The 22567-nt window shown below is 47.4% G+C and carries 26 protein-coding genes; all 26 read left to right on the forward strand.

Annotated features, from left to right (window positions below; genetic code table 11):
- Positions 1 to 157: 157 nt before the first annotated feature.
- The 26 genes from BUA75_RS13455 (at position 158) to BUA75_RS13565 (ending at position 22544) form a co-directional block, all read left to right on the forward strand.
- Positions 158 to 697, forward strand: a complete 540-nt coding sequence (locus BUA75_RS13455) for a CHC2 zinc finger domain-containing protein (RefSeq protein ID WP_072875118.1) — start codon at positions 158 to 160, stop codon at positions 695 to 697.
- Positions 698 to 700: 3 nt separating this feature from the next.
- Complete coding sequence (locus BUA75_RS13460; protein WP_072875119.1) at positions 701 to 1723, forward strand: recombination directionality factor; 1023 nt, start codon at positions 701 to 703, stop codon at positions 1721 to 1723.
- Between the two features lie 22 nt (positions 1724 to 1745).
- Positions 1746 to 2216, forward strand: a complete 471-nt coding sequence (locus BUA75_RS13465) for a single-stranded DNA-binding protein (protein ID WP_072875120.1) — start codon at positions 1746 to 1748, stop codon at positions 2214 to 2216.
- A 15-nt stretch (positions 2217 to 2231) separates the two neighbouring features.
- Entirely contained in the window at positions 2232 to 2402 is a 171-nt protein-coding gene (locus BUA75_RS15980) for a hypothetical protein (RefSeq protein ID WP_165612026.1), read from the forward strand.
- 112 nt (positions 2403 to 2514) lie between these two features.
- The gene (locus BUA75_RS13470; protein WP_129583654.1) at positions 2515 to 2937 is read left to right on the forward strand and encodes a hypothetical protein; all 423 of its coding nucleotides are present in this window, start codon (positions 2515 to 2517) and stop codon (positions 2935 to 2937) included.
- Between the two features lie 23 nt (positions 2938 to 2960).
- Positions 2961 to 3341 carry a hypothetical protein gene (locus BUA75_RS13475; RefSeq protein ID WP_072875122.1) on the forward strand — a complete coding sequence of 127 codons (381 nt, stop codon included), beginning with the start codon at positions 2961 to 2963 and terminating at the stop codon, positions 3339 to 3341.
- Positions 3342 to 3524: 183 nt separating this feature from the next.
- Complete coding sequence (locus BUA75_RS13480) at positions 3525 to 5084, forward strand: AAA family ATPase (RefSeq protein ID WP_165612028.1); 1560 nt, start codon at positions 3525 to 3527, stop codon at positions 5082 to 5084.
- Positions 5085 to 5218: 134 nt separating this feature from the next.
- Entirely contained in the window at positions 5219 to 5527 is a 309-nt protein-coding gene (locus tag BUA75_RS13485; protein WP_072875123.1) for a DUF4258 domain-containing protein, read from the forward strand.
- 234 nt (positions 5528 to 5761) lie between these two features.
- The gene (locus tag BUA75_RS13490; protein WP_072875124.1) at positions 5762 to 6571 is read left to right on the forward strand and encodes an ArdC family protein; all 810 of its coding nucleotides are present in this window, start codon (positions 5762 to 5764) and stop codon (positions 6569 to 6571) included.
- A gap of 67 nt (positions 6572 to 6638) precedes the next feature.
- Positions 6639 to 7100, forward strand: coding sequence for a hypothetical protein (locus BUA75_RS13495; protein WP_072875125.1), 462 nt, complete (start codon positions 6639 to 6641; stop codon positions 7098 to 7100).
- A gap of 104 nt (positions 7101 to 7204) precedes the next feature.
- A complete protein-coding gene (locus tag BUA75_RS13500; protein WP_207549767.1) occupies positions 7205 to 7486 on the forward strand; it encodes a hypothetical protein in 282 nt (93 codons plus the stop codon).
- Positions 7487 to 7584: 98 nt separating this feature from the next.
- Positions 7585 to 8634, forward strand: coding sequence for a DUF6094 domain-containing protein (locus BUA75_RS13505; protein WP_072875127.1), 1050 nt, complete (start codon positions 7585 to 7587; stop codon positions 8632 to 8634).
- A gap of 89 nt (positions 8635 to 8723) precedes the next feature.
- Entirely contained in the window at positions 8724 to 11852 is a 3129-nt protein-coding gene (locus BUA75_RS13510) for a helicase-related protein (protein WP_165612029.1), read from the forward strand.
- Positions 11853 to 12178: 326 nt separating this feature from the next.
- A complete protein-coding gene (locus BUA75_RS13515) occupies positions 12179 to 12904 on the forward strand; it encodes a putative quorum-sensing-regulated virulence factor (protein ID WP_072875129.1) in 726 nt (241 codons plus the stop codon).
- A gap of 150 nt (positions 12905 to 13054) precedes the next feature.
- Complete coding sequence (locus BUA75_RS13520) at positions 13055 to 13915, forward strand: metal-dependent hydrolase (protein ID WP_129583657.1); 861 nt, start codon at positions 13055 to 13057, stop codon at positions 13913 to 13915.
- A 12-nt stretch (positions 13916 to 13927) separates the two neighbouring features.
- On the forward strand, positions 13928 to 16324 hold the full coding sequence (locus BUA75_RS13525) for a type IV secretory system conjugative DNA transfer family protein (RefSeq protein WP_072875130.1): 2397 nt from the start codon (positions 13928 to 13930) through the stop codon (positions 16322 to 16324).
- An 88-nt stretch (positions 16325 to 16412) separates the two neighbouring features.
- Positions 16413 to 17264 carry a 4-hydroxy-3-methylbut-2-enyl diphosphate reductase gene (locus BUA75_RS13530; protein WP_072875131.1) on the forward strand — a complete coding sequence of 284 codons (852 nt, stop codon included), beginning with the start codon at positions 16413 to 16415 and terminating at the stop codon, positions 17262 to 17264.
- Between the two features lie 435 nt (positions 17265 to 17699).
- Positions 17700 to 17864 carry a hypothetical protein gene (locus tag BUA75_RS16165; RefSeq protein WP_207549768.1) on the forward strand — a complete coding sequence of 55 codons (165 nt, stop codon included), beginning with the start codon at positions 17700 to 17702 and terminating at the stop codon, positions 17862 to 17864.
- A 220-nt stretch (positions 17865 to 18084) separates the two neighbouring features.
- On the forward strand, positions 18085 to 18225 hold the full coding sequence (locus BUA75_RS15985; protein ID WP_165612030.1) for a hypothetical protein: 141 nt from the start codon (positions 18085 to 18087) through the stop codon (positions 18223 to 18225).
- A gap of 86 nt (positions 18226 to 18311) precedes the next feature.
- Complete coding sequence (gene dnaN / locus BUA75_RS13535) at positions 18312 to 19472, forward strand: DNA polymerase III subunit beta (protein ID WP_072875132.1); 1161 nt, start codon at positions 18312 to 18314, stop codon at positions 19470 to 19472.
- Between the two features lie 75 nt (positions 19473 to 19547).
- On the forward strand, positions 19548 to 19793 hold the full coding sequence (locus BUA75_RS13540; RefSeq protein WP_072875133.1) for a hypothetical protein: 246 nt from the start codon (positions 19548 to 19550) through the stop codon (positions 19791 to 19793).
- Between the two features lie 99 nt (positions 19794 to 19892).
- Positions 19893 to 20699, forward strand: coding sequence for a phage antirepressor KilAC domain-containing protein (locus BUA75_RS13545; protein ID WP_072875134.1), 807 nt, complete (start codon positions 19893 to 19895; stop codon positions 20697 to 20699).
- A 101-nt stretch (positions 20700 to 20800) separates the two neighbouring features.
- Positions 20801 to 21040, forward strand: a complete 240-nt coding sequence (locus BUA75_RS13550; RefSeq protein ID WP_072875135.1) for a type II toxin-antitoxin system Phd/YefM family antitoxin — start codon at positions 20801 to 20803, stop codon at positions 21038 to 21040.
- On the forward strand, positions 21041 to 21448 hold the full coding sequence (locus BUA75_RS13555; protein ID WP_072875136.1) for a type II toxin-antitoxin system VapC family toxin: 408 nt from the start codon (positions 21041 to 21043) through the stop codon (positions 21446 to 21448). It abuts the gene before it with no gap.
- A 227-nt stretch (positions 21449 to 21675) separates the two neighbouring features.
- Positions 21676 to 22005 carry a hypothetical protein gene (locus BUA75_RS13560; RefSeq protein ID WP_072875137.1) on the forward strand — a complete coding sequence of 110 codons (330 nt, stop codon included), beginning with the start codon at positions 21676 to 21678 and terminating at the stop codon, positions 22003 to 22005.
- Positions 22002 to 22544: a hypothetical protein gene (locus BUA75_RS13565; RefSeq protein WP_072875138.1), complete on the forward strand. Its 543-nt coding sequence runs from the start codon at positions 22002 to 22004 to the stop codon at positions 22542 to 22544. The genes BUA75_RS13560 and BUA75_RS13565 overlap by 4 nt, the downstream gene beginning before the upstream one ends.
- Positions 22545 to 22567 lie beyond the last annotated feature (23 nt).

Raw genomic sequence — 22567 nt, forward strand, 5'->3', positions numbered from 1 at the left:
CCGTGAAACGAACCACGGAGACACAAGAAGAAGTTTTTCCAACTGCGAAAAAGCAGAGGTGGAAAGGCTTATTTGTGTTTCGGTGGCTTTTTGTCGTTTCACGGAACACGAAAGGAGCGGTACCAAGTGTTGAATCGACCACGAGGAGGGACTTGGTATGGGATGGGTCAAAATTGGCGAGATCGCCGAGCAGGCAGGTCTCCAACTCACACCCGTCAGTCGTTATCGTCCCGACCAGGTGAAAGCTGATCATTGCCCGTTCTGTGGGGATATCAAAGGAAACCTGGAACTGAACCTCGACAAAGACCTCTTTCACTGCTGGGCTTGTGACAGTAAAGGTGGTGTGATTGCCTTTTACGCCAAGCTCCATGGCCTATCCGATACGGAAGCCAAACAAAAACTTTATCCTCATCACCGGGCCCGCAAATTGCATCCGGCAGAACGTTTAACCACGGCACAACTTCAAGAGATTGGATTTCAATCCCTCCATCGCCACCAAACCAAACCTGCCCGCATGTCTCATGCCGAATGGGCAGCCTATCGAACACGACAACTGGACTGGATCTGGCAAACATGGTGTGAACACGTACAGGCTGAACAGGAAATCGAACGCCGTTTGGCCAGACTGTTTGCCACGCAAGAACAGCATCCACACACACTACAAAGTGTGAATGAACATTGGATGAAGGAGGCATGACATATGCCTATCAAAGGTCGAAGTGACATCTATCGAGTGCCGCGTGTCGGAAAAATTCACCTGGGCGTGAAAAAAGTCTCGGACAAAAGTGGACATGAGTATCCATCTGCTGTGGATTACTTTGTCGTCAAGGCGGATGACACGACCAGTGAAGCGGCAGCCCAAGCGTTTCAAAGCGTCTATGGGGATAAACCAAGAGAAATTACCATCTGTTTCCCTTCCGACGATCCCGATCAGTTCTTTCCCCAATGGCTCTCCAGCTATCGGAGCGTGGGAGGAAGATACGAGCTTTTTTGTCGAGGAGATGGAGAGGTAGCTTATCGAGTGGATGGACAAGGTGGACGAGTGCAGATGCCCTGCGCCTACCAAGACTGTCCGCTTTATCAAGAGAAAAAATGCAAAGAGCTGGGGCAGCTCCAATTTTTCCTTCCGGAAGTACCCGGTATTGGGTGCTGGCAACTCGATACGACCAGCTACCACACAACGGTGAATCTGAACAGCAGCATCCAAATGTTGCGTGCATTAACAGGCGGGGCCATTAAGATGATTCCCTTGAAGTTGCGCGTAATCCCCAAAGTGGTGAGTCCCGAAGGAAAGCCGAAAACGGTGTTTGTCCTACAGTTGGGCATTGACGATCTGAAATTGACGGATTTCTTAAAGCAAAAACCACTCATTGGAGCTGCTCCTGTCGTAGAACCCATTCCAGAAGACGAATTGCCTGAAGATCTGTTCCTCGCGGATCAGGTTGTGGGTGGAGAAAAAGCGGAACCTACGCTTCTCGTCGTGGCCGACAAACGACTCAAGCAGGATCAAGAAGGTCTCACCTGGTTGTTTTTGCGCGCAGCGGATCGGGAGGGTCAGATCATGAAATTAGCCACTTCTGACCCGGCGCATATACAAATGGCCTCGGAGATAGGCATTGGCAGAATCATTTACGTTCACGCCAAACAAAAAGCTGATACATGGCCAGATGTGTATTTCATTGAACAGTTACATCTGGATCAAAACGCATCTGTTGCGAGCTAAAAAGGAAAAGGAGTGTGGAACCTTGTTGAATCGAGTCATTCTGATTGGTCGTTTGACGGCCGATCCCGAACTGAGATACACCCATAGCGGTACAGCTGTGGGTGGATTTACCCTAGCCGTGGATCGTCCTAGAACGAATCAACATGGTGAACGGGAAACAGACTTCATTCAAATTGTCGTTTGGCAAAAACAAGCGGAAGTGATAGCTCAATACCTCAAAAAAGGCCGTATGGCTGCGGTAGATGGGCGGCTGCAAACTCGATCGTACGAAAATAAAGACGGGCAAAAAGTACGTGTGGCGGAAATCGTGGCTGAATCCGTTCGATTTTTAGATTCAGGTCATCGAGACGTATCTCCACGAACAAATTCTGCTGTATCCCCGAAAAATACTTCACCCAAACAAAGTACAGGTGCATCCTACGGGGATGATCCTTTTGGAGACGATCCTTTTGGAGATGACCTTCCTGATCTAGGCGATGATATGCCGTTCTAAAGGAGGCAACAGAAAATGGTCTATTTGACAGCTACCAAAAATGAGAAAAAAGCGATTCAAACCAAGCGATATTATGAGTCCCAAGGGATTCCTTGTGAGATTCGGAGAAACAAACAAACCTTTGTGCTCTTTACTGTTGATGAACGTTATGCACAACAGGCCAAGCAACTGCGTCTAACATTCTAACATCAAAGGAGGGAGCCCCTCTCGTTCAACACACGAGAGGGGGGAGCCTCTTTCAGTGTGCAGGGATGATGGGCGTGACACGATGTGTATTCCATGTAAAGATAGAAATTGTGTGCAACGTCGAAAGCAATGGACAAAAGGTACTCAAAATTTGGAATATCAAACTGAAAGATTGCAAAAAAAATTAGAGCAAAACATTCCGATCATCTGGACGAAACATTTGGATGATCGTGAGATTATGCGAAACATTTCTTCGTTACAATCAGCAGAAGCTTTAAAAAATGGATACTGCATTTGGTACAATCAGACATCTGAACCGCAGTATGGATCAGTTGAAAAATGGATTTGGCTTGGCTATGCCAAAACTGGTCCCAAAACCTATAAACCTCTGCATCTTGTACTTAGTTATTCCAAGGATTCAGATCGTATCATCGTTTTAACTGTTTACGATCCATCCGTTTTGTACTGGATGTGGAATAAAACCTTTGAAAAAAGGATTTGTTGGCACAAAGAACACCCTATAATAGAAGCATGAAATCGGTATAGGAGGTTAATATCATGCTTCTAGAACGGGAAATCAATGATGAAAGGATAAAAGCCATGTTACGACTTAAAGCAGCTGTCTGGGCGAATGGTAATGAGCAACTGCTTCTCGAACGGGCTGTTATTTCTTATCAGCAATCTGGATATTCGCTTCCACAAAATGTTGAATGCTCACAGTGCGGACAAACCATACCTGTTAGTGGAACGGATTATCCAGTTCCGGAGCGAAACGTCGTGATTCATAACGCTCCATTTGGTTATTGTGAACATTGCCATACATTGACGGGTAGCCTCTTTTTGATGGCAGCTCTCGATGCGTATGCAGAACAAATGGAACCTAGTTCTTCAATCACTTTAGAAGAAGCTCTTCAATGGACAGAAAGTAACTCATATTGATACTACGCAGTTTTCAGCTGCGCTACACAAGACCAGTACGAAACCAAGGGGAAATCCCTTTGATTTGTGCTGGTCTTTTACATTCAACCCGTCCGTGCGGGAAATGCCAAGTCCCGCACGGCTACGTGGGGCTTGGTGTCTTTCCAAACCACTCGTAGAAAGGGTCGATGGATGATGAAACTCATGCAAATTCATGTGGAGAATTTCCGCTGTTTTGAACAGGAAACGGTTTCGTTTCAATCCGGTGAAAATCGTATTCTCGCTCACAATGCCCAAGGGAAATCGACATTGATGGAAGCCGTCGTGTGGTGTCTTTATGGCACCGATGCATTAGGAAAGAAGAACGCGGATACCCGCCTTCTGCGTCGAGGAGCCAGTTCCATGAAGGTAGAGACGGTGTGGCAAAATCAGCAGGGACAATCTCTTACGATATTGCGAATCAAACCTGAACAAGGGGCGGTACAGCTGCTCGTCAATGGCAACAGGCCCAAACCGGGGGCGTTGGAAGGATGGTTTGGAGAACTTCAAACGTTCTTATCGATTTTCTCTCCTGGCTATTTCAGTGGCTTGGAACCGAAAGAAGCGAAGCTTGTACTGGGACGTGTCAGTCAAGTCGATATCGAACAAGTCCTGGAAGCTCTCTTGCCGTCAGAAAGAACCTATTTATCCAACGTTCATTTTGGGATGGGTTTGGATTCGGCGGATGTGCTGCTCAAGACCCTTCGATCCGAACTCAAGGAGCATGAAGAAGAAGCCTTGCGCCTGGAAGGTGCCATAGAGAGTTGGAAAGCGAAACTGGCGGAACCTGAACCAGAACCCTTCCAATCGACGCTTGGAGAAGCCAAGTTAGCCGAAATCGCGGCTACCCAAAAGGAGTTGACCCGTTTGGAACTTCTTTTGGAAAAAGTGCCGCAAGAAATCAAGGAACTGCAAACCCGCTTGCAACAAGCGCGCGCAAGATACATCGAAGTCAAACAGCAGTTGTTACCGGACATCGAGGCCAACTGTCCAACGTGTCATCAGCCGTTGCCGAAAACTCAGCAAGAAATCGCCAAAAACAAACGCAACGCCCATAACGGTAAAGTACAGGTTCTCCTGAAGAGTATTCAGGAAGAGGGAGAGTCGCTCAAGGCGAAGATCGAACAACTGTCCCAGCCGGAGCATACGCGTCAACTGCGAGAGAAAATCCAGCAAATGAAACAAACATTGGCAGATTATGCTGCCTTGGCCGAAGCAGAAAAAGCGGCGATGGTGGAGTATCAGTCAAAGAAGATGATGTGGGACTACGCTCGTCAAAGCAGTGAACAAAATCGACGTGAGTTGGAACAGGTCCTTCATGAACTGGAGAAAATCAAGCAAAACATTCAAGCCGTGAAAAACTTCAAGTGGCGATATGTTCAGATCCAGCACAAACAACTCAATGAACCACTCGTCTACACGCATATAGAGTTGTACACGGTCAATGAGGATGGGGAAATCAAAGAAGCGTTTGGGTTGACCTGGAACGACAAGCCCTATCGCACACTCTCCACCTCCGAACGAGTGCGGTGCGACTTGGAGATATCGAGACTCCTCATGTCGCTTGCGGTGCCAGAAGTGTTACCGGTCTATATCGACAATGCGGAAAGCGTCGAACATCTAGAGATGGAAACATTTGCTGGACAATGGATCGCCGCGTATGTATCGGATTGCCCATTGACCGTCATTCATCCGGACAACACTTCGATGAAAAAAGGTGCTTGATATGAGTATCCCGATGTGGTTCCAAGCGGACGACGAAACCCTATTGACTCACATATTGCGTCATTACCTCGATGGTACCTTGAGTGACATCTTTACGGCTCATCGAGGTCAACTGGAGGATGGGAGTGTCTACTATGAAATCGACGAATCCAACGTACAAAGAACATGCCGTCAAGAGATTAGTCGAACGACATGTACCGATTGACGTCGTGACCAACGTCGCAAAACACGGCGTCACGGTCCAACGAAACAAGCAATTTGTCATGAAACGAGGCGAATGGGATGACCGCCCCATCCATGTGGTGGTCGATCAGAAACTGAATGCGATTGTCACGCTCTATGTGGCCAACGAATGGGAATCTGGTGTATGGGTTCGCCATTCCAGACGACACCGTGATCCTTTCGGATTTCAAACTCTGTCTGTTGGAGGCGGTCACCCTTGAAAAAAACACGGCCGTGATATGCTGCACGCTTTGTGGAAAACATTTTTCTCGGGAGACAGCATGGAACGATCAGGATGGACGTCTTTACTGCTCGTCGACTTGTCTGAACAATCGTCTTTGGCTCATGCCGGACGAAAGTAACCCCATTTAGGAAAAATAGCTGCTTCACGCCCGACCACGCGGGACATCTTTACCGTCCCCGTGGTAAGGGACGGTATGAAGGAGCGATTAAATTTGAACGAAAAAGTTCAGGATGCCTTAGAACGGTTGGAGCAAGGACTGAAAACGCTCTTGTCTGAAGAAAAGTGGAAAAACTATCTGCGCTTTCAAGCCCAATTTCACAGCTATAGTTTTCAAAACACCCTGCTCATTCTTTTTCAGTGTCCGAATGCCAGACATGTGGCCGGATATCAAGCGTGGAAGAAACTTGGACGGCACGTGCGTAAAGGTGAAAAAGGGATCACCATCATCGCACCGATGTTGGTGAAAGAAAAGGATGATGAGACCGAAGAGTTCGGCAAAACCGTTCTAAAAGGATTTCGCGGTGCTACCGTCTTCGATATCTCTCAAACAGAGGGCGAGCCGTTACCTGAAATCCCCATCCACCGTCTCCAGGGTGCATGGGAAAACTGGTCTACAATTCGTACAGCCTGTCCGTTTCCTATCGATGAGAAAGACGATTTAGAAGGGGCAAACGGCTGCTTTCACGTTGCCACGCAGCGGATTTCCTTGCTGGAGAGCCTGGAAGGTCGACACAAGGCGAAGACGCTGATCCACGAATGGGCGCATGGACTTCTCCATGTCCCTTCTGAGGAAAAGGTTGTGAACACCAAAATTCGAGAATTAGAAGCGGAATCGGTGGCCTTTGTCGTAGCCGACGCACTGGGATTGGATACATCCTCGTATTCGTTCGGATATATCGCTCATTGGTCAGGAGAAAACGCCCTAGATCAGCTGAAGGCAAGTGGGATGCGCATTCAAAAAGCGGCGAACCGCATTTTGGATTCAATTCTCCCGAACTTGTTACTACAGCAAGCCAGTTAATCTGAGCGTCATTCATGTGTAGAGCCGTATCCTTTTTTGAAAAACGTGCTACACTGGAGGTATCGATATGTCAGAACGGGCGAAAGAAGTGAGCCAAATGGAAGACGAACTGCAATCTCATCAGCGTCAACCAGGCAACGTGACGGAAATGCCTTGGCTGCTCATTAGCAACCAAATTCAACAGATGAACAGCAGTATCAACGAACGGTTTAATGCCATGGAAAAAAGTATCAATGAACGGTTTAATGCCATGGAAAAAAGTATCAACGAACGTTTTGATGCCGTGAATCGTCGCATTGATGATTTGAAAGAAGATATGGACAGACGTTTTGAAGCCGTAGACAGACGTTTTGAAGCCATAGACAGACGTTTTGAAGCCGTAGACAGACGTTTTGAAGCGGTGGAGAAACGAATCGATTCGCTCGAAAACAAAATGCTGCAAAAGCCAGGATTTCTCTGGGGGATTTTAGGATCGGTTATACTCCTTTTACTCGGAGCACTGCTGAACCAACACATTCATATTTTTTAACGAAGGAGAGGTGAACCCTCCGTCTGAACGTTAGAGGCGGAGGGACACCCCCGTCCGCGTAAAACAGACGGGGGATATAGATGAGGAAGGATGTGAATCACGTCATGGATGAGAAGGAATTGTCTCAACAGCAAAATCAATTACTGATGATGCCCTGGATGGCATTAAGTGATCAGATAAAGATGACGAATCAGCGCATTGATGATTTGCGTGGAGAACTCACTTCCTTCAAAGATGACGTGAACAAACGTTTCGATTTGATGGATAAACGTTTTGAATCTATCGAAGAAAAATTGGATAAAAGAGTAGATCGAGCGGTCGTGATTTTTTCTACCATCGCCGGTATTATGGCCACATTTTTTGTGACATATATCACTATGCGCTAAATCCGAAAAATACCCAAGGAGGTGAACCCTCCGTCTGAACGTCAGAGGCGGAGGGAGGACCTCTTGTTGCTGGCGTTTTTAGACGTGAGGAAATCTGCATGAGACTAGAAGGTATCGCCAAAGCAGGTTATTACCCAACGCCTATCAGCATGGTAGAACAAGTGGTTCGACGACTGGAACCCAAGGAAGCGTACATTCGTCTACTTGATCCTTGTTGTGGGACAGGTGAAGCACTGGAGCGATTGGCCAAACATTTCTCAAACGTAGCTACGTATGGCGTGGAACTTGACGGTCAACGAGCTGCTGAAGCTCAAAAACGCCTTGATCAGGTCGTACATGTTGCTTTTGAACGAGCACGGATCGAAAAAGAGTCCATGAGTCTGCTATTCCTCAATCCGCCCTATGACGAAGTTTCAGGGCAAAAGTCAGAAGGGCTGCGCAGTGAGTGGGTATTTTTAAGAGATACCACGAAGTGGCTGACACCTGGCGGTCTATTGGTATACATCATACCGCGCTACGTGCTCACCAAGTCGATCATTGATAGTCTTATATTTCGGTTCACCGATATAGGTGTATATCGATTCACGGATCGAGAGTACGCGGTGTACCAACAAATTGTGATTTTCGGACAAAAACGACAGAAACCGATCACTCGAATTTCCGATCTCACAGAAGCCGATTATGTCACTCGAAATACACTTTTGTGGGTAGGTAAAGAAGAAACCAAACTGCCTACAATCGATATTCAGGATGGCCGTACCTGGGGGATACCCGGCGTAGAAGAACGACCCATTCTCTTTCGAGGTCACGTCTACGACAAGGCAGAACTAGCGCAGGACTTGCTACATTCCGAGGCTTTTCAAATAGCTTCCAATATGTTGTACGGAAACGATCCCCATCACAAACTTCACCGACCATTGCTGCCGTTTCGTCGCACACACATGGCCACACTGATAGCCAGTGGAGTGTTGAACGGAGCCATTGGAGTTGATGAAAACCGACACATGGTGGTGGGTATGAGCCGAAAAAAAGTCACTCGCGATATCGTCAAAAAAGATGATGAAACAGAAGTCATTGTAGATTCCGAATCTTATATTACGGCTGTCCGAACCATTGAAGCCAATGGAACGATACGAACCATCGAATAATCCCATCTAAAGGAGGCGAATCCGCTCCCAAGCACATTCTCTTGGGGGCGGTAGCTTCCATAGAGATGTGCTCTGTGAAGCGGGCTAAGATGAAAAAACTCATTTTTTCTGATGATTCCAACTGGATGCAAGCACATGCACATTTCACGGTCACAAAATCCACTGACCAGGGAGTCGAACTTTTGGCAACCGGTCTCATTGATACCGACCAAAATGTTCGAGCTGTAGCAGCTAGGATCATCAAAGGTCAGCTCATTCAACAAATTCAGGACGAGCGCAAACAAAAGAGTCTGCTTACCAAGAAATATGGATATCGAATGATCGCAAAAAGCGTAGGAACATTAACACACGTGTTGTTACTTCCCAAGGCAGCTGTTGATGAGGTATTGCCCGCAGAGGAATCCCGTATATTTCTGTTGCCAGGCGAAGATAACTTGGCCAAAGTTTTTTTGCAAAGATTTGCGAGTGATTTCAACTTACCCATGGTTCCTGAGTGGCAAGAAGTGTTGTGGGAGACTTGTCAAGCCCTGAATTTCATTCATCCGTTGGAGGTTTGGACATCAGATGCGGTCGAACAATGGCGTGGCCTTCAAGCGTTTGAACGTAGTCCGGAACTGACCGAAGAAAAGGCTTGTGAAATCTTAGGCGACTTGTTGAACACAAAGAAAATCCACTTGCCAAACGGCGTGACCAACGCACCGGCGATCGCTGATGCCGTACCAATCGACGAAAACGGGAAAATGGCTCTCACAGATTACTTGCAGGTGTATGCGCCACATTTGGCCACCACCATCGATGGCATCGCCAAACCTTTGCATGACTTGGACGATCCCATTGATCCAGCCATTGCCACGATGAGTCGCGTACCCTTTCCGGCTCAGGCCCATACCGCTCAAGCGATTTTGAAAGGTCTAAAAGAACAAAAAGGCGTGATTGTCAGTTCGGATATGGGCACGGGGAAGAGTATCGTTTCTCTAGCCGTATCTCACGCACTGGCTCAAACAAGTCGAAGCGGTTTTGTTACACTTCTTTTGGTCCCAGGGATCACTATCCCTAAATGGCTACAGGCTGAAATCAAGAAAACACTCCCACAAGCACACGTTACCGTACTCAAAGATTGGCGAACATTAATCCAGTACTGGCGTGAGCGAGTTCAGAAGCGAAAAAAAGATCGCTTGGAATTTTTATTGTTATCTCGCGATACTGCCAAAATGGGCATGCCGAAAGTGCCTGCCTTAATCTACAAAAGTCAACATATACTTTCCGATCGTACAGGTCTCAAGCAACCGGTTAAACCTATCCTTTCGTCCGTTGGGGAAGTACAGTCAGGAACCGCAGACAAGGCCCATAGAACCTTCGTCGTGGAAGACGTATGGCTATGTCCGGATTGCTATGCTGTACAGATTCATCCGAAGTCTACATCACGTGGAGACGGTCCATTGGATGCCTGGCTGATGGAAAATAAGCTCTCTTGGACAGATCTAGCCGTGGATAAAGTCAACGGGAATATCGAATGGAAGAAAAATATCACCCAATATCATTGTTGTGCCTGTGGACATAACTTGATGCGTTCTGTAGATCCGACGAAAGAAAAAGTACCGGGACTTCGAAGACGCAGACTCCAACCCGCCTGGTTCATCCAAAAGTATTTTTCAAACTGGATCGACTTGGTGATCGTGGACGAGTTGCACCAGTACAAATCACTCTCTGGACAAGGAGAAGCTATGGGGGCGATTGTGGGTGCTGCCAAAAAGGTATTAGGTCTGACCGGTACATTATCGGACGGCAAAGCTTCCAGCCTGTTTCATCTCTTGTGGCGCATCGATCCAACAGGACTGATTCGAGACGGCCTCGATCATAAATCGCTCAATAAATTTGTCCACCTCTACGGTTCTGTGGAGCAGACAGGGCGATATGATAAAGATCAAAAAGTTTCCGCAGGTGGGAATACTTCGCGAAAAATTTTGTTCAATCCCCCCAGAGAAATACCTGGTTTATCGCCCAAGTTGTTCGTCAATCACTTGGCAGATAAAACCGTATTCCTGGAATTGGGGGATTTGGGATTGCCTTTAGTGGAATTAGAAGAAAGACCTGTTTTCGTATCAATGGATGAGGAACATGCCCTGGCTTATCAAAAGTTTCATCAAGAACTGGAAACGGCGATGAAACAATCGTATGCAGCAGGAAATCACAATGCCTTTTCGGGATTCATTCCGGCAGTCGTCAATGCCGCGAACCGGGCTGATGTTCAACAAGAGATACCTGTGAGCATCGACCAAACCATAACTTTTCTTGCTCCACTTTCCGAGGATGAGGAATCGGCAAAAGAACGTCAATTAGTCGCAGACATCCAAGAGGAGTTGCAAAACAACCGACGCTGTGTAGTCTATGTACGCTATAGTGGAGAAGCTGCCCAGGACGAACGTATTCACAGCATACTTCAACGTCACGGTATGGTTTCCCGTGTCATGAAAGCCACTATATCTCCCGAAGAACGAGTGGATTGGTTGGAGAAAGCGATACAAGACGGGGTGGAAGTTGTGATTTGCAACGCCAAACTGGTGGAAGTTGGACTGGACTTGTTGGATTTCCAAACACTGATTTTTTATCAGTTTACAGATGAGATCGCGACTATGCGGCAAGCTGCCCGACGCGCCTGGCGTATTGGACAATACCGTAAATGCAAAGTGTTGTACTACGTCTATTCTCAATCCTATGAAATGGTTCAGTTTCAGCGCATGTTGGCCAAACGAACCCACGCGTTGCTTTTGGAAGGACGAATGGATCGTTCGGAAGTAGCCGCATTTGCCGAAAAAGATGAAAAATCGGCATCCGCCTATTCCATAGCTGCGTGCTTGGGAGACGTTCAAGATCTGAGTGCCAAGTGGAAAAGTATCGCAGATCGAGACATTCCAGAAGGAGTTTGGATGTTAGAAGAAACGAGATTTCAACAAGAAGTTCACGAAGCAATGCAACGATTGGCCATAGAAACCAAACGTTTGGCCAAAGTACCGTTAGAGTTGACATCGGATCAACCCGTGGACGAATGGGATGATCTGGATCTCTTTTCAACATCTAAATCTGTGGTCATCGATACTGTGGAGACAAACAAACATCAATGGTTCACCTTGGGCGCTTGGACGAAACAGTTGCCAAAGAAAGCGAAAAAGGTACAAAAATCCCAAGATGAAGATCAACTGTTGCTTTTTGCGCTTTGAGCATCATCCGCTCCCGAATAGGGGGCGGTTTTTTTATGCTTGACAGACAGAAAAATCTGCTAGAGAATGAAGCCATAAAGAATACCCCATAGAAAACTCCATGTCTCCACAAGTGAGACTCTAGGCTAAAAATAGCTTAGGACGCACGTGGGTGAAGCGGATAGGAAAGTTCGGGTCTCTTCGGGCACCTATCGGTTCTGAGGGAAGCGGAGTAGCGACAGCGAAGAAACTTCCAGAAATCAGAACAAAAAGGCTTTAGCAGTATCCCTTCGCGGAACAAAGCGGCTGCCGTGCGGCAAGGACACCAAAAACGGAAGTGAACCTACATGCGTATACAGGATACACGCTTTGTGGTGCTGGATACAGAGACGACAGGTCTAGACCCAACTCTCCATCGGATTGTGGACATTTCACTGGTCGAGGTGAGCAGAAACGGCATTCGCCCACTCTATCAGACGCTTGTCAATCCCCAACAAACGATACCGCCAGAAGCTTCGGAAGTGCATCACATTACCGATCGACAGGTCAAAGACAAACCCACATGGGAAGAAGTGTGGCCAACCGTTCTGACGCATATCCAGGACGCTGTACTGGTCGCCCATAATGCCAAGTTTGATCGGTCTTTCTTGCCGGAAACCCATCGTCCGTGGATCTGTTCCTACCGTTTAGCTCGTCATTTGTGGCCAGAAGCACAGAAACACACCAATCAATACCTGCGTTATTGGCTTGGTCTTGAACTCGACGCGGATATGGCACATAGCGCAGCTGGAGATACATTTGTGACCGCGCATGTGTTTTGGCAAGAATTGCTCACTTATCGAAAACGTATGGCTCAAAGTGACCAGGTCGAAGAATTGATAGCCTATGCCGCTTCACGTATCCCTATCACGACGATGCCTTTTGGCAAGCACAAAGGGAAACCGTTAGAAGATGTGCCTATCGACTATATTCAGTGGGCATTAAAGAATCGAGAGGATATGGAAGACGATCTTTATGCGGCGCTACAGGAATGTTGGGTATCCTATACGACCAATCGAGGACGCGTTGTCTAAAATGAACCATCATGCTACGCTCACTTTCCTGATCTGGCTCGTTGTGTGCATAGGAACACCGACTGTTGTCGCCTACTTTTTTACGCGACATCAAACACGAACGACGCAACTCACCACTACCTGGATAGCAGCAACCACAGGATTTGTGGCATGGCTCATTATGCTTTCGAAATTCGGCGCTTAATTGGCGCTTTTGCTATTAAAAAACATGGTACGCTCCTTGTAGAAAGTGTACTTCTACACAAAGGGGTGTTTTTTATGTTGGGCCGTTCTCATATGGGAATTGGCGCGGTGGGGGCTGTCGTGGCCACACCTTTTCTACTCCACGAATCCTGGGAACCCATGCGCCGCCTTTTGAGCCACAGCTGGCAGTCAATCCCGCACGTGCTCATCTTGCAAGCCATTCTTGTCGCAGCGTTTATCATCGGCTCACTTTTGCCCGATCTCGATGAACCAAATGCGCTTGCTTCTCGCGATCTGGAGCGTTTCATGGCCTTGCCCGTCTTTGCCTTGTTGGTGGGCATGGTGTTTTTACTTCACAGAGAAACCTCTCTCGACGCCTGGGGAATGGTTATCGTATTGACGCTTGCTTTTCGGACTTCTCGCAATTTTTCCAGACGTTTGGGATTGGGACTCATTGCGGTACTCCTCGCGTATCTCGCCTGGAAACATCATCTATCTTGGCAGGCGACCATCCCTATCGCTCTTTGGTGTGTAGGAGCCATGTTCTCCAAACACCGTACCTTCACGCACAGCCTTATCGCTGTTTTTATGCTCGGGTACGGGCTTTGGCACGTCCATACCGTTTTTTCTGACGTACATGTAGCGGTTCTTGGTCTTATGATTGGCTACATCCTGCATCTGATTGCGGATGCCATAGCGGGAGGCGTACCGCTATTTTGGCCTTGGTCGAAGCGATTGGGGATACGAATCCTCACTACGGGAAGTGCCTGGGACCATATGATTGGCGGCATAGCTGTGTTTGGATTTCTCGCTCTGGCGTTGTTGTAGGAGGCGAGCTTGATGAAACCACCTGTACTTCTTCCACCTGCGGATATGGCCAGATGGTTGGCTAGCCCGTGGTTCTGGATCGTCATAGCGATAGGTGCTTTTTACGGTCTGTATCGCACCGTATACCGCGTTTTTGGCACACTCATCACAGCCTGTACGATAGCGTTTCTGGTCATGGTTGGATATATCGTGGCCAAAGTTCATCAACAAGTGGCCTCGTGGCAACAACAGGTTCTTCACCCTGTACCCACTTCGCTCTTTACAGTGGCCAAGGGATCACCCTTGCAGCGCTTAACGGCTCAAACACAAACACTCAATACAACGAATCCTGTGGTTCATGAAAATCCCTGGGTGATCGCTCTTGTATGTGTGGTGGGAGGGGGCATCCTAGTACTCTATCTGATCTATCGGATGCTGCCTGCTCACCAAAGAGCCAAATGGCAGTCAGCTTTCTCTTGGGTCTCGTTGGATGAAACCCAACCCATCCCCAAAGAAAATTACCCGATTTCTCCCATCGAATTAGCTGTCGATCGCGACACAGGAAAGCCTATTCGCATCGAGGGAAAAGATCGCTTTTTAAATACCGCTTTGCTAGGCAGTATTGGTACAGGTAAAACCAGCCGTATCCTCTTGAAGGCGATCTATCAAGATCTCAAAGCAATGGCAGAAGGTTGGCAGATGGATGTCATCGTCGTTGAGCCGGATGGAGAATTCTCCGAAAAGGCTATTCAAACGGCTCGCTCCTTTGGTCTATCGGTGGATATCATCGATCTTCGCAGTGATGATGAGGAAGACCAGACTTTTTTAGATAGTACGGTTTCCTTCAACCCTTTTGGCGGTGGGAACATCGCCGACATTCTGAATAATGTACAAGCTGCTTTGAAAGAGAAGATGGGCAAACAAGAAGGGTTTTTCCAAAACGCACAAGATGGTCTTCTACGCAGTGTCATTCAAATTCAAGTTTCCCTTTGGCCACAAACAGACTTCCTTCAGTTTGCCAATTTGGTGACGGATATTTTCCATTTCCGTGCCATTTGTCAAATGATACAAGACTGTTCCTCTCAAGGAACCAGAAATTTCAAACCATCTGGAAAAAAATCTGATCCACTCGATGAATTCACAGCCCAATGGGAACACGAGAGGGCGGATGTTGTAGCCAGATTTCAAGCGCTTCCTCCCAATACACAAAACATGGTGTCTGCTGTAGCTCGTTCTTTTTTAATCGATACAAGAAACGAGCAAAAACTGGATCAACTCGAAAAAATCACCCAAGGACTCAAAATTGTTGTGGGGGAAATCGCGTATAACCCACGTCTACAAAATGTCTTGGGCACATCCCGCTTGCCAGGACTCAACCTGAAAGAACTACTCAATCCTGAGGGACCACGTCCAGGGCGGTTGGTGGCGGTCATAACCGGGAATCAGCCGGAGGGGAAACTGTTTGGGAAACTCTTTCTGGTCACACTCAAGATGTATACGCTGCGACGCAAAGGGGATGAGAATACCCGGCGTCCCGTTTATTTGTATGTGGACGAATTCGCGGTCTATGGAACGGAAGCGTACACCGAAATGTTTTCACAGGCACGCAAATATCGGGTTGGGCAAATGCTCGCCTATCAAGCACGTGCACAGCTGCTCGACGTCAGCAAGAAGTTCCAGGATGTCGTCGAAGGGAGTTGCCGGAACAAAATTTACTTTCCCTCTCCTTCTCCGGACGATGCAAAATTCTTGGAACATGCACTCGGTTCGATCCGTCAGGTTCGGGAAACGCATTCCGAAAATAAACTTGGATTCTTTGGGTTTGACAATCGCAATCTGGATCGGAAAGTCAGTCGAACAGAAGCCGTCGATCCGCGTTTTCGCGTGGAAGACTTGTCATATGGTCTCAAGGCCAACGAAGCGATTTTTTCGATCACTCAAAACAATGAGGCGCAACGTCCTGTCGTAGGCATCACATCCTATGCAGATGATTGGTTAAAGCAACATCCGTTAAAGAGAGCGGTTCAATCCTCAAAACGTTTGGAGAAGTGGATTCCATCCACTGGACACAAAGCATCTATCCAACCATCAGAAACGGTCATGAAAAATGCATCTGGACCTGACACATGGCTGGAAAGAATACCTATTCAGCCATGGAAAGAACAGAAATCTACACCTTCGAAACAGTCATCCACAACAGCGATTACAACGCCTGTAATGCCCAGTTTCCGCAAGTTGGCTCATCAGGCGAACCCACAGGCAGAACCACAAGCTATTCAACGGATCGACTTGAAAAAGCAAAATGCTGCCGACGGAGCAATAAGTTTCTTGCAATGTCCGATGTGCGAGAAACCTTTAACCTTAATGGAACGGGATGGAAAGGAGAAGTGGATCTGTGAATCTTGTGGTTTTCAGAGAAAGAAGCGTTAATTAGGCGTTTTTTTGGCACTTTTGTTTTGGTATTTGTTGATAATCTATAGATAGTTCTATGTTAAATAAAAATTGGAGTGTGATTCGAATGGAAAACGTCCGTGTCGTCTATGTGAATACTTTTGCTGATGGGTCGCGAAGCTCGGAACCCCTGGCACTAACAGAAACCGACTTTCGGATGGCTGTGCCGAACTGGAAGCGGGCGAAAACGGTCGTACAAGTGTACCTGTTGGGTATGGAGAAGGTGGAAGTGGATGGAGTTCAAAGAACCTTTTTCATTGGCGATGTCGGCGCAGGCAAAGTGATGATGCCCATCGAGCCTAAGTATTCTGGCCTTGAAGCTGGACAAGATCCATTTGATCTGATTGGACGTTGGGTTTGTGGCATGGTTCAGGATTTTGATATCAAGGATGCCGGTAACATGACGATGCTGATCAATCGTACACAAGGATTGGCGATTCTTCGTCGTCTGAACGCCGAACGTGTTCGACAGGTAGGAAACAAAGCCACAGGCATTATTCGAGCGATTCGAAAAGGATCATATCTCCTGGATGTAGGTGGATATTTAGGGGTTATGCCGAAGTCATGGTACGATTGGATAGAAGAAAATCGCCAGAATGGTCAAATTGGCGAAGAGTTCTCCGTGCGTATCATGCGTTCTCGCAATCAAGATCGTATTTTGGTGAGCCGTTGTCATCTGATGGAAAATCCCTATCAGACAAATCTCAAACTTGGACGTGGAACCGTTGTGCGGGTAAAAACCAAATACTTTCGTGAACGTGTCATTATGGCGGAAGTACATCCTGGTTGTATGATCAGAGTCAATCCACTCGGACTTCGAACACCACCTAAACTGGGCGAAGGTATTACCGTTCAAATTTTAGGAGAAGACCAACAAGGCTACTACGGCATACCCGTATTGTTGAAAGAAGAAGCTTAACATCATCCGCTCCCGAATAGGGGGCGGTTTTTTTATGCTTGACAGACAGAAAAATCTGCTAGAGAATGAAGCCATAAAGAATACCCCATAGAAAACTCCATGTCTCCACAAGTGAGACTCTAGGCTAAAAATAGCTTAGGACGCACGTGGGTGAAGCGGATAGGAAGGTTCGGGTCTCTTCGGGCACCTATCGGTTCTGAGGGAAGCGGAGTAGCGACAGCGAAGAAACTTCCAGGAATCAGAACAAAAAGGCTTTAGCAGTATCCCTTCGCGGAACAAAGCGGCTGCCGTGTGGTAAGGAGAAAGAGACAATCTCCTGGCTGAGATGCCAACGAGACGAGACAAGTCTGGCAAGGGATCTGGACCCCTGGCGCTAGCAATCGGGGAGAGCGCCGAGCGTCCCTCACAAGACTCAATGGTCACAAACAGCCATCCATGGGCCGAGCTTGGAAAGAGGGAGAAACGCTGAACAAAGACATGGATGGGGAAGTACCCAACGCTCCAAGAGAGCGAACCATCGAAGTGAGCGCCAAGAAACCTGGTCGGAGTAGCCGAAGCCAAGAAGCCTACCGTCATGGAGTAGCGAGAGCGAAGAAGTGAAGGATGGGTGGAGTAGTGGAGGCGAAGAAGTCAGGCGGAGTAGCGCGAGACGCAAAAGTAAGCGTTCCATGAACTGAATGAGGGCAAAGAGCCCAACCGTGAAACGAACCACGGAGACACAAGAAGAAGTTTTTCCAACTGCGAAAAAGCAGAGGTGGAAAGGCTTATTTGTGTTTCGGTGGCTTTTTGTCATTTCACGGAACACGGAGGAGGAGTAGATATGGATCACGCTTGGGTATGGATTGTCGAAGCACTGTCGGATGCAGATTTTGTGTACCGAACAGATTTTTTGGATATCACGTTAAAGGACGTATGGTTCCCTAATATCGAGGAATCACACACCAACGCTTTAGGTGCCTAAAAAACGCTTTTTTCCTCCTGCTTGTGCAGGGACTGAGAACATCAGACCTGCTCAGTAGGGCAGGTCGAAAAGGAGCGGATCAACAAATGAAAATCGACATACAGAAGGTGGCTTTAGTAAAAGCCTTGCAGGAAGTGAAAGAGACTACCTTAGAAAAGGCGACCAATTTCGCCCGGTTCGTCAAGATCGCGGTCAACCAGGACGACTCTCGTGTCGATTTCACCACGAGTAACATGGAGGCTACGACACGCGTGACCGTATGGGAAAGTGCCATGAATACCCCTGTAACCATTCACCAATCCGGTGAAGCTGTCGTACCGTACAAGATGTTATCCGATATGGCAACACGCAGCCACGATACACTCACTCTCTCCACCGAAAAGACCAAGTTAACCATACGCACTGGCAAAACCCACATGGAACTGGCTGGAATCGATCCAAAAGATTTTTTGGCGTATCAATACCAGGACGATCAGAGAGAAGTCTTTCGAGTATCCGCCTCTAAACTGAAAGCGCTGATTCAGTACACAGCGTTTGCAGCTTCAACCAGTGAGGTGAGACCTATTCTCACGGGAGTGTACCTGGTCGCTGAAAACGGTCAGTTGAAAGCTTCAGCCACGGACGGACTGTGCTTGAGTACCGCTTCATGTACATTGGAGAGTCTGGAAAGTGCACATCTCATCATTCCAGCCACAACATTGTCGAAGTGGGTAAAGCACTTGCCCGAAGATGACGATGAAGAAGTCCTCATCCAGTTTGGCGAATCAGGACTTCAAGTGACCTGGGATGATGACAGCCATCAAGTGATGATGCGTGCGCTTTCGGGAAAATATCCAGATATCAACCGACTCATCGCACAAAAACCACTCCAATACCAGTTACGACTCAACCGCTTGGAATGGCTTCAAGCGCTTGAACGCATCGGAATTTTAAGTGAAACATCCGCTCCCCGTGTCACTTTGACGTTTAGGGAAGAAGGATGCCATGTCGAGTCCAAGTCCGAACAATATGGACAAGGCAGTGACTGGGTCACCATTTTGGCGAAGAGTGCTCTTCCGGACTTTTCCATCACTTTCAATCCACGTCTGCTCATTAGTCAGCTCAAAGCCATGCGTGGTGAAGAAGTGTTAGTAGGCATGAATGGACCGAACGAGCCTGTGTTTTTCAAAGATGGATTCACAGACTTTGACATGCTGGGACTTTTGTCGCCCGTGTTGAGTCCGAGACAGCAACAACAAAGCGCTTAATACGCTCGAACTACCCGCCCTATGGCGAGGAACAACTCCTCGCCAAGAGCGAGGAGCGTAAAGGAGAAAATACAAATGAGAATCTTGTGGACTTTGTGTTTTGGACAAGCCATACACTCTGTTTCCCAAAAAGGCCGTGTTCGGATGCAACCGATGGGCTTTCGCGAAGGAAGACGGACGGTGGCCATCGTGTATGTGGATTCCACGAACCGGGTAGAGACGATCTTGAAATCCCAACTGACATGGCGAGAAGCCATTCGATGGATGAGAGATGTTTCTATTGATCAAGAACAATTCACCAGTTGTACGTGCGTGGCTTAATTTCGGATACCAAGGCCCACCACGTCGGGCTTGCGACACTCCCCCGGCGTGGCCAGTGGGGAGTGTATATTACACCCACTACTGGAGGAAGAGATCAAAATGAAAAAAACACTCGTGTTTGTTGAAAACCATCGGCCAGTCACGGATAGTTTGACGGTTGCAGAAGTTTTCGGGAAAAGACATGACAATGTAATCCGAGATATTCGGACAATCTTAAAAGAACTCGATGACGAATGGGGTCTCCTCAATTTTGAGGAGACTAGCTTTACCCACCCACAAAACGGTCAAATTTATCAAAAGTACCTTCTTACAGAAGATGGCTTCACCATCTTAGTTATGGGATACTCCGGTAAAGAAGCCATGCGTTTCAAAGTGAAATACATTCAAGCATTTCGCGAATTACAAAACCAGTTGCTTCAAAAACAAATGTTACTCGAATTACCAAAAAACTATAAAGAAGCACTACTGGCTTTGGTGACTGAAGTCGAAAAAAACGAACAGCTCGAAGCGGATAAACTCGCTTTAGAGCAATGCTTGGCAGAAGCAGAACCCAAGCTGACCTACGTAGATCAAATACTCGCTTCCAAAGACACGGTTTGCATCACACAGATTGCCAAGGACTATGGTCTGTCTGGAAAACGTCTTAACGCTATTCTTCACGAAGACGGTGTGCAGTTCAAAGTGAATGGTCAGTGGGTGCTGTATTCCAAATATCAACATATGGGATATACGCACTCTCACACGGTTCAATATACACGATCCAATGGTGATCGCGGCGTCCAGTTGCAAACGGAGTGGACACAAAAAGGAAGATTGTTTGTGCATGATTTGCTCACCAAGCGTGGTATCGTGGCTTGTATGGATCGAGGACAGACAACAACCAATGTGATACCACTCACTTCTTGAATGGAGTAGATATGCGAATGTTGATGAGACAAACACACTTGTATTCCATGACCTTTCTTCATAAACTAGTCTTAAAGACTAGTCGAATGAGGCGGTGGAGCATGAAAACCATAGGCGCATACGAGGCAAAAACACATTTCGCAGAACTCTTGGAACAAGTATCCCTAGGTGAAACCATTATCGTGACCAAAAGGGGTATTCCTGTTGCAAAAGTCATTCCCATTGAGCAAGATAAGCTGGATTACCAGCACATTTTACGACAATTTCAATCGTTACGAACGAATGTCAAATCCGCTCAAACTTCGCTCAAGGAAATGATTGAAGAGGGGCGGAGATACTAGATGGCTTTTGTTCTGGATGCTTCCATTGCCCTAAGCTGGTGCTTTCCAGATGAATCTAATGAAAAAGCGGATTCGATTTTATTAAGATGCGAACTGGAAAAAGTTTTTGTCCCATCAATATGGCCGATTGAAATTTCAAATGCGCTATTGGTCGGATGGAGAAGAAAACGTTTAACGCAAGAACAAGTGGAAACAGCCATGCGTCTGCTATCTCTACTGGATATTCAAATCAGTACATCCCATAGCATTCAACACGCACGCAGAATTATACAACTGGCTCAACAGTGGGAACTGTCGACCTACGACGCGTCGTATTTAGATTTAGCGCTACAGGAAGGCATTCCCTTGGCCACAGCAGATGAAAAATTAGCTGTAGCCGCCAAAAAATCTTCTATACCCTTATTTTGAACGACCTGTTTCAACCCCGAGCACGGCGGGAATTTGACCTTCTCCCGTGCCAAGGGGGAGGTACAGGAGTGAGATATCATGGAAGCATGGGATTGGGAATGGGAACTTCTCTGTCCAACCTGCCACGTTGCAGAACTGGAATTCACTTCAAACGGCGATTGGGCTTGTCCGCATTGCGCCGAACTCGGCTACACTCGCCCCTTCCATACAAAAAGGGGGGCCAGTTGATGGATCGAATCCTCCACGTTCACTGGGATCAATTTGTAAACACCTTGAGGCAATGCCCCGACGATCCCAACCAGCTCCCTAACTATCAAGCGGCTCAAGAACTGCTTATGCGCATCGAAAATCAAGATTTTGATGGTGAATACCTATGGAATCTCACGGATGATGTCATCGGCGCGGCTTGGCGTTTGCTATCCAATGACGACGTCTGTGATCCAGCACTGGAATATGCTCAATTTACCGTTGATGAGGATAGATGGACTGACTTGCTTCATCAACTGTACCGACTGAAAGCTATGTGTGATCCGAGCTTGTCGGAGGTGTTTCTATGAACGATGAGTTACTGGAACACCTGTGTAGCAGTCTCTATCATCTGGAATTTTTGCGTGATGCCTTGCGCAGAGTAGCGCTGCCCGAGTCTTTAAACCAGCTAACTTGGCCATATGGCATGGACTACAATGGCTACTCCGAAGGAATCTACGAGGGACAACTGCGAGATCTATTGTGGCTGATACAAATGCCCATGGATTGCACCTTGACCTTAACTTCCACGGATGATGATGAGTTGTTCGATCATGTATCGCTCGTACAGGGCGAACTACTCAATGCTGATCTTCTCATGCTCATGTATTTCACAAGTCCAGAACCAGAGCAACTGGTGGAATTCCGATATTTCCTCCAGTGGTTGCGACCTGAAGATCTCATCATGATCGACACAACCCATGAGTCTCCTCATGTCATCTGGGGGATCATCAACCCTTCAGAAGACGAAATCATGAATGCGTGGGAAACCATCCTGCGTATTGGGGAGGTGCGGATATTCTATGGAAACGTTGCCCACGCACATGCATGGAGAGAGCTGCGCGGATGAGGTCATCTTGAAACTCTCCCCCA

This window comes from Alicyclobacillus tolerans, assembly GCF_900142255.1.
GTDB classification, from domain to species: Bacteria; Bacillota; Bacilli; order Alicyclobacillales; family Alicyclobacillaceae; genus Alicyclobacillus_I; species Alicyclobacillus_I tolerans.

Coding starts and splice junctions, on each gene's coding strand:
- BUA75_RS13455 (WP_072875118.1), top strand. CDS start 158: ATGGGATGGGTCAAAATTGGCGAGATCGCCGAGCAGGCAGGTCTCCAA.
- BUA75_RS13460 (WP_072875119.1), top strand. CDS start 701: ATGCCTATCAAAGGTCGAAGTGACATCTATCGAGTGCCGCGTGTCGGA.
- BUA75_RS15980 (WP_165612026.1), top strand. CDS start 2,232: ATGGTCTATTTGACAGCTACCAAAAATGAGAAAAAAGCGATTCAAACC.
- BUA75_RS13475 (WP_072875122.1), top strand. CDS start 2,961: ATGCTTCTAGAACGGGAAATCAATGATGAAAGGATAAAAGCCATGTTA.
- BUA75_RS13480 (WP_165612028.1), top strand. CDS start 3,525: ATGCAAATTCATGTGGAGAATTTCCGCTGTTTTGAACAGGAAACGGTT.
- BUA75_RS13485 (WP_072875123.1), top strand. CDS start 5,219: ATGAAATCGACGAATCCAACGTACAAAGAACATGCCGTCAAGAGATTA.
- BUA75_RS13495 (WP_072875125.1), top strand. CDS start 6,639: ATGTCAGAACGGGCGAAAGAAGTGAGCCAAATGGAAGACGAACTGCAA.
- BUA75_RS13500 (WP_207549767.1), top strand. CDS start 7,205: ATGGATGAGAAGGAATTGTCTCAACAGCAAAATCAATTACTGATGATG.
- BUA75_RS13505 (WP_072875127.1), top strand. CDS start 7,585: ATGAGACTAGAAGGTATCGCCAAAGCAGGTTATTACCCAACGCCTATC.
- BUA75_RS13510 (WP_165612029.1), top strand. CDS start 8,724: ATGAAAAAACTCATTTTTTCTGATGATTCCAACTGGATGCAAGCACAT.
- BUA75_RS13515 (WP_072875129.1), top strand. CDS start 12,179: ATGCGTATACAGGATACACGCTTTGTGGTGCTGGATACAGAGACGACA.
- BUA75_RS13520 (WP_129583657.1), top strand. CDS start 13,055: ATGGCTCATTATGCTTTCGAAATTCGGCGCTTAATTGGCGCTTTTGCT.
- BUA75_RS13525 (WP_072875130.1), top strand. CDS start 13,928: ATGAAACCACCTGTACTTCTTCCACCTGCGGATATGGCCAGATGGTTG.
- BUA75_RS13530 (WP_072875131.1), top strand. CDS start 16,413: ATGGAAAACGTCCGTGTCGTCTATGTGAATACTTTTGCTGATGGGTCG.
- BUA75_RS16165 (WP_207549768.1), top strand. CDS start 17,700: ATGGGCCGAGCTTGGAAAGAGGGAGAAACGCTGAACAAAGACATGGAT.
- BUA75_RS15985 (WP_165612030.1), top strand. CDS start 18,085: ATGGATCACGCTTGGGTATGGATTGTCGAAGCACTGTCGGATGCAGAT.
- dnaN (WP_072875132.1), top strand. CDS start 18,312: ATGAAAATCGACATACAGAAGGTGGCTTTAGTAAAAGCCTTGCAGGAA.
- BUA75_RS13540 (WP_072875133.1), top strand. CDS start 19,548: ATGAGAATCTTGTGGACTTTGTGTTTTGGACAAGCCATACACTCTGTT.
- BUA75_RS13545 (WP_072875134.1), top strand. CDS start 19,893: ATGAAAAAAACACTCGTGTTTGTTGAAAACCATCGGCCAGTCACGGAT.
- BUA75_RS13550 (WP_072875135.1), top strand. CDS start 20,801: ATGAAAACCATAGGCGCATACGAGGCAAAAACACATTTCGCAGAACTC.
- BUA75_RS13555 (WP_072875136.1), top strand. CDS start 21,041: ATGGCTTTTGTTCTGGATGCTTCCATTGCCCTAAGCTGGTGCTTTCCA.
- BUA75_RS13560 (WP_072875137.1), top strand. CDS start 21,676: ATGGATCGAATCCTCCACGTTCACTGGGATCAATTTGTAAACACCTTG.
- BUA75_RS13565 (WP_072875138.1), top strand. CDS start 22,002: ATGAACGATGAGTTACTGGAACACCTGTGTAGCAGTCTCTATCATCTG.